Raw genomic sequence first — 6607 nt, forward strand, 5'->3', positions numbered from 1 at the left:
CAATCGCCGTTCATCCGACGCCGGTGTCGCACGGCGCTGGTACGCGCACGCCGGGAGTAGGGTATTCACGTGAAGACGGACGCCGCCCTTTCGCGGCGATTGACCACACTCGATGCCACCATGATTGGTCTTGGATCAATGATCGGCGCTGGGGTGTTCGCAGCATTCGCGCCCGCAGCTCAGGCCGCCGGCGCTGGTCTGCTGATCGGGCTGGTGATCGCTGCAGCCGTGGCGTGGTGCAACGCCGCAGCTTCCGCACAACTCGCGGCAGTGCATCCGGTAGCTGGGGGCACCTATGCGTACGGCAGGGAGCGGCTAGGACCTTGGTGGGGTTTCTTCGCTGGATGGTCATTTCTCGTTGGTAAGACAGCAAGTTGCGCCGCTATGGCGCTCGTATTTGCCGCGTATGTTGCGCCCGCTGCGTGGGAGAAGTCGGTTGCCATCGCCGCCATCGTTGCTATGACGACTGTGAACCTTCTCGGTGTGACACGCACTGCGTTAGCCACAAAGATCATTGTGACGTTTGTGGTGGTCGTGCTCGTCGGTGTTTTGGTCGTCGCCGTAGGTTCAGATTCGTCGACAGCACACCAGATTTCTTTCCTTGGCAACACTAGTATTTACGGAATCCTTCAGTCAGCGGGTGTGCTGTTTTTCGCGTTTGCCGGGTATGCACGCATCGCGACGTTGGGCGAAGAGGTCATCAACCCGCAGCGCGCGATACCCCGCGCGATCATGATCGCCCTTGCTATCACCGCTGCCCTTTATCTGGCGTTGGGCCTGGCGATGCTCTCCGTGTTGGGGGTAGCGGGGCTGGCACAGTCACAGGCACCGGTCGCCGATCTACTAGATTCTGCTGGCTGGGGCTGGGCCTGGGCATCCAGTCTTGTTTCAGTGACCGCCGGTGTCGCCTCGCTCGGAGCCCTACTGGCGTTGATGGCAGGAATCGGCCGCACAACGTTCGCAATGGCGCGAAATAGCGACGTGCCACGCTGGCTCGGCGCCGTGCATCCTCAGTTCGCGGTGCCGTATCGTGCCGAGCTGATACTCGCGATCGTCGTGATTGTGGTGATATTGCTCGCTGACCTTCGTGGCGCAATCGCGTTTTCATCGTTCGGGGTTCTGCTCTATTACTTCGTAGCGAACGTTGCCGCATTTACTCAACCCCAGACACAGCGTCGTGTGCCTCGATTTGTCAGCGTACTAGGGGCAGCGGGATGCTTGGTACTGGTGGCGACTGTTCCTCTCATTGGTGTTGTGGTTGGGGCGATCATCCTGATCGTAGGAATTCCTGTGCGTTTGTTGTCGAATCGACAATCTCGCGGACTTTCCGCTCATGGCGCATAGGCTGGTTCTCTCTTAAGGAAGAGGTATTTGGATTCGTGATTCGCGTAATTAGCTACAACCTCCGCAAACATAAAGCCGTCACCGAGTTGGCGGCACTCGCAGAAACCCCTGACCTTGATGCTCTTTGCCTTCAAGAGGTTATTTCGTCTGAGCTTCCGACCGAGATTGGTGATTTGCATCTTGCGAATTCGACCAAAAACAACAGGCTCGGGCTTGCCGTCTACTATCGGCGCGAGCGCTATGAGCAGACCGCGAGCCAGTCTTTCGAACTAAAGAAGTCAATTCATGACCGGGTATTCACGCCAACTACAGAGCGACTCGTCGGTTCTCGATTAGTCGACCGCGACTCCGGGCATGAGCTTGTTCTTGCGTCGTTCCATGCCGCTCCGCTCACCGCGCTCAACTCGTTGCGTCGCAACCAGATCAAAGCTGCGCACGAACTTCTGCAGACTCTTGGGTCTGGCGCGCCAATTCTTATGGTGGGTGACTACAACTATCCGCTCTTCAAAGAAGGACTCAGCCAGCACGTTAACAAGACTGGCTACGACCTCTCCCTGAGCGACAGCATGACCTACACCAACTACAAGTTCTTCCGCGGGCACTTCGATTTCGTGACTTCGCAGGGGTTCACCGTCGAGGGCGTAGAGACTCTTGCTCGCGGCGCGTCAGATCACATGCCGATCTTGGTGACGGCCCAGTACGGCTCGACGAGCACACACCGCTCAACAATACGTCAGAGCCCCGCGCAGGCTAAGGGCGAAGGTGACGCAGCCATTGGTAGGTCACGCTAGACCTGTGTGCGCGTAGCTCTGCTAGCGCGCAGGGTAGTTAGCCTTCGCCGCCGAGGTTTCCAGCGAGACGATCGTGCATGTACAGACTTGCTTCGTTGAGACCGATGAGAACCACACGTTTCCCGAGGCGCTCATATTTGGTCGTGATCGCATCAAGTGCAGCAACCGTTGAGGCGTCCCAGATGTGCGAGTTTGACAGGTCAATAATGATCCGATCCGGGTCATCTGAGTACTCGAACTGGGTCGTCAAGTCGTTGCTGGATGCAAAGAAGAGCTCGCCGTTGACGCGGTAGTGGGCGGTAGGAACCGTCTCATCCTCGGGCAATGTGCGCTCGACGGTTGCGAAGTGCGCAACGCGGCGGGCGAAAGCGACCATCGCTACGATGATTCCCACGAGCACACCGATTGCCAGGTTGTGGGTCGCGACAACGACAACGACCGTCGCTACCATAACGACTGTCTCGCTCATCGGCATCCGCTTGAGGGTTGACCACTGCACGCTGTGCCAGTTGAAGGTAGAGACCGCGACGATGATCATCACGGCAACGAGTGCAGCCATGGGGATGAGGGCGACGATGTCACCCAGCACAACGATCAGGATGAGCAGGAAGATCCCGGCCAAGAAGGTCGAGATGCGTGTGCGAGCTCCGGATGCTTTCACGTTGATCATCGTTTGACCGATCATTGCGCAGCCGCCCATTCCGCCGAACAGACCGGAAAGTACGTTCGCGACTCCCTGGCCCCAGGCTTCACGCGTTTTGCGCGAGTGGGTGTCAGTGATGTCATCGACCAGTTTGGCCGTGAGCAGTGACTCGAGGAGTCCGACGAGCGCCATCGCGAGGGCGAAGGGGCCAATAATCGAGAGCGTATCCCACGTGAGAGGAACGTTCGGGATGAAGAGCTCGGGAAGGCTGCGGGGAAGTTCACCCTGGTCGCCGACTGTTGGCACCGCGATCGCCATGGTCACGGTGACGATCGTGATCAACACAATTGCAACCAGCGGTGCGGGGATCACTTTAGTGAAGCGCGGCATCAGCACCATGATGATGAGTCCGACGCCCACGAGCGGGTAGACCATCCACGGCACATTGATGAGTTGTGGAAGTTGGGCCATAAAGATCAGGATCGCCAACGAGTTGACGAAGCCGAGCATGACGCTTCGGGGGATGAAACGCATGAGCTTGGCTACGCCAAGCACCCCCATGACCACCTGGATAAGTCCACCGAACATCACCGTGGCGATGAGATAGTCCATGCCATATTCGCGGGCTACTGGTGCGATCACGAGTGCAATCGCTCCCGTAGCTGCGGTGATCATTGCTGGCCGGCCGCCGAGGAAGGCGATCGATACGGCCATCACGAATGAGGAGAACAATCCAACCCGCGGGTCGACTCCGGCAATGATCGAGAATGAAATTGCCTCAGGGATCAGAGCCAGCGCTACAACAAGCCCCGCCAAAACTTCACGAGTGAGGATGCGCGGCGTGCGGAGCGCGGTGAGCACAGACGGTTCTGCACGATAACGGTTAGGCCGGGGTGTTTGAGCAATAGCGATAATTTTCTCCTGCGAAATGCGCCACACGAGGGCGCGGTTTACTAAATGTTTAAGGAGCCTGGGTGCGAGATTCGCACGGCTGAGAGCCAGCAACGTTGCCGGCTATAGACCAGGGTTAGCCCGGGCTAGAAAGGAACGGACAACAGTCGGTGCATCTGGGTCCACTAACACGTTAGCGGATCGAGCAGATTCATGGGCGACTCTCAGTCTGTGTGGTGCTCCGCACGCGTGTGATTCAGTGGCATCGTCCACCGGCCGGGTAGCTCACTCAAAACGGGCGGTTTCGGTTGACGATCCCCGCTAAGAGAGCATGCGCGAGTGGGAGCGCCGAGACGATCATCAGCATTGTTCCCAGGTTCGAATCTGTCGGCCGCAAGAGGATTCCGCCAATCAGCAACCCCGTGAAGAGAATTGCCGACAGCACCCGGCGGGTGAGCTGTTCGATCACGCGAAGTCGCTTATCTGCCCCGGGCGTCTCTACAGCGAGTTGACCGCGTTGCATGAGAGTGGCGACGCTCTCCAACTGTTGAGGCAACCGCAGGAGGAGTCCTGCAGACGATAAAGCCTGCTTAGCGAACTCCTTGACCGTGCCGCCGCCCTCATCAATCGCGAGTCTCTGAGCGAAGGGCTCGATCGCCGTCCACACGTTATACGAAGAGTTGAGGTTGCTGGCTACACCAGACGTCACAGAGACGGCCCGGATGATCAGCAAGAAGTTCTCGGGAAGCTGGAACGGCATGGTGCGCATAACGTCACCAAATTCGTTGCCGAATTCCCTGAATTCTTCTGGGTCGACTCGCTGGAGTTCGGCGAATCCCATTCCGCCAAAGCGGTCGAAAAGCTCACCCATCGCTCGTTCCAGTGGCGCAGTCTCGGCGGAACGCAACAGCACTCCCATATCGCGCACGCTGGCGACGAGTCCTGGTGCGTCTCGTGCGGCCGCAGCAATAATGAGGCGCTGCAATCCCCGGCTGAGGTTTTCAGGAACTTCGCCCATCATTCCGAAATCAATGAAGGTGAGCGTCCATTCTGGTGTCGCGGGATCCGCCCGATCGACGTCTGCGGGAGTGACAAAAATGTTGCCTGGATGCGGATCGGCGTGAAAGAAGCGGTGAATGAAGAGTTGCTCAAACATTGCGCGCGACAACTCGTCAGCAACCTCTGAGGGGTTTATCCCTGCTGCTTCGAGGCGCCGCAGATCGTTGATCTTAATGGCGGTCGCGTCAGAGAGCGTCAAGATTCGTCGTGTTGTGCGCTCCCACACGACCTCTGGGGCTTGCACCCTCGGGTCGTCAGCGAAGTTCGCGGCGAAACGTTCAGCGTTGCTGCCCTCGTTGAGGTAGTCGATCTCCCGCAGGCTAATGACGGCGAACTCTTCTAAGAGGGCGGGAAGATCTACGCGGCGCGAAATGAAGCGAACGCGGCTGAGCCAGCGAGCGACCTTCCGTAGTGCGGAAAGGTCAACATCGATGATCTCTGCGATCCCCGGACGCTGAACTTTGACGACGACAGCGTTGAATCCCACATCAGTAGCATCTGACGGCGTGAGACGTGCGCGATGTACTTGGCCGAAGGACGCCGCGGCGATGGGCGCCGGATCCACAAAGTCGTATGCCCGCTCAAGCGAGAGTCCAAGTTCGCGCTCGGCACTCTCGCGGATGAGCGCAAAGTCAACCGCAGGTACTTCATCCTGAAGCCCCTCGAGTTCGCGAGTGATCTCTGCAGGGAGCACGTCGAGGCGTGAGGACATGAATTGCCCGACCTTGATCATGAGGCCACCGAGGTCTACCGCGAGTGTGTGGAAGTTGCGTGCGATATGGGCGGCACGAGCGAGCCGGCGTCGGGCCGCAACGCGTTCAAGGCCGAAGCGCGGTAGTACGAGTTCGAACCACCATTCCAGAACCATGTACCGGGCAGCGAAACGCAGGATCCGACGGTAGCGGGCGCGCAGCTGTCTGGTGTCGGTCATCGATTCTCCCTAGTGCCGACGGTGCGGCGACATCCGATCAGTCCTGAGCGAGGATTGCGTAAAGCTTACGACGCGCATCATCAACAACTGTGATGGCTTCATCGACCTGCTCAGGGTTGCCATTGCGCATGATCGGGATCACGGCTTCGGCCAGTTTGGCTGCAGCATGGGGGAGTGCAGTCGGTCGTGACGTGTCGCGTGGCTCAGAGTCATGCCACGGAGCTGGACGGCTCGACTTGACCTCGTCATTACCTTTCTCAGTCAGCGTGTAGGTCTTCTTGCCGTCGGCCTCATGCGCTTCGATGAGCCCTTCGTCGGCCAGCAGCTGAAGCGTCGGGTAGACCGAACCAGGGCTGGGCTTCCACGCGCCATTACTGCGCTTCTCGATCTCGTGAATAATTTGGTAGCCGTGCATCGACTCTTCGGCCAGAAGGGAAAGGATGGCGACGCGCACATCACCGCGGCCCATGCGCGGTGCTACTCGGCGCTCAAACTCTGAACGCACGTTGTCGAGGGCGTCCCAGAGGCCTTGGCCTGCGTGGTCGAATGCCTCTGCGAACGGGCGGCGAGAGTTGCGCCCACCGGTTCCGAATGAGTTGTTCATGCTAATCCTCCACTCTCTGGATGCGGGGCACGAGCGGCCCTGCCGATACTCAACGATACATCGTTGGCATCCAGTCAGTAGAAAATCCCAGAGAATGTACAGCCGCCGAAGACAGCGAACTGTCTCGGAGACAAGCGACCCCGGAAACGGAAAAAGGCCGGCAGCCGTATAAAACGACCTGCCGACCTAATTTCTCAACCACTGATTCGTAAGTCCGAATCATTCGCTGTGCGCGAGGGGGTGTGTGGTTTCAGGAGATCGTTCATACCTGTGTCGGGTCATCGTTCCTAACTGATAGTTCATCGCTGTCTCGGAAGATGCTGCACGGTTGACAGTGAGTCGAT

At 58.5% G+C, this 6607-nt stretch carries 5 protein-coding genes; 2 read left to right on the forward strand and 3 right to left on the reverse strand.

All coding sequences use genetic code 11. The features are described 5' to 3' along the window. Positions 1-69: 69 nt before the first annotated feature. Together ABD112_RS09005 and ABD112_RS09010 are read left to right on the forward strand one after the other, a co-directional pair. Positions 70-1344: an APC family permease gene (locus ABD112_RS09005; protein WP_343925145.1), complete on the forward strand. Its 1275-nt coding sequence runs from the start codon at positions 70-72 to the stop codon at positions 1342-1344. A gap of 38 nt (positions 1345-1382) precedes the next feature. Then, on the forward strand, positions 1383-2135 hold the full coding sequence (locus ABD112_RS09010; RefSeq protein WP_343925165.1) for an endonuclease/exonuclease/phosphatase family protein: 753 nt from the start codon (positions 1383-1385) through the stop codon (positions 2133-2135). 37 nt (positions 2136-2172) lie between these two features. Here ABD112_RS09010 and ABD112_RS09015 read toward each other — a convergent pair whose 3' ends face one another. The 3 genes from ABD112_RS09015 to ABD112_RS09025 all read right to left on the reverse strand — a co-directional run bounded on the left by ABD112_RS09015 (position 2173) and on the right by ABD112_RS09025 (position 6263). After that, positions 2173-3639, reverse strand: a complete 1467-nt coding sequence (locus ABD112_RS09015) for a SulP family inorganic anion transporter (RefSeq protein WP_343925147.1) — start codon at positions 3637-3639, stop codon at positions 2173-2175. 319 nt (positions 3640-3958) lie between these two features. Next, on the reverse strand, positions 3959-5659 hold the full coding sequence (locus ABD112_RS09020; protein ID WP_343925149.1) for an ABC1 kinase family protein: 1701 nt from the start codon (positions 5657-5659) through the stop codon (positions 3959-3961). A gap of 37 nt (positions 5660-5696) precedes the next feature. Next, positions 5697-6263: a PadR family transcriptional regulator gene (locus tag ABD112_RS09025; RefSeq protein ID WP_343925151.1), complete on the reverse strand. Its 567-nt coding sequence runs from the start codon at positions 6261-6263 to the stop codon at positions 5697-5699. Positions 6264-6607: the final 344 nt, after the last annotated feature.

Source organism: Rhodoglobus aureus (genome assembly GCF_039527955.1).
GTDB lineage: Bacteria > Actinomycetota > Actinomycetes > Actinomycetales > Microbacteriaceae > Rhodoglobus > Rhodoglobus aureus.

Excerpts from the sequence above, each read along its gene's own strand:
- ABD112_RS09020 (WP_343925149.1), bottom strand. The coding sequence starts at position 5,659 with ATGACCGACACCAGACAGCTGCGCGCCCGCTACCGTCGGATCCTGCGT.
- ABD112_RS09025 (WP_343925151.1), bottom strand. The coding sequence starts at position 6,263 with ATGAACAACTCATTCGGAACCGGTGGGCGCAACTCTCGCCGCCCGTTC.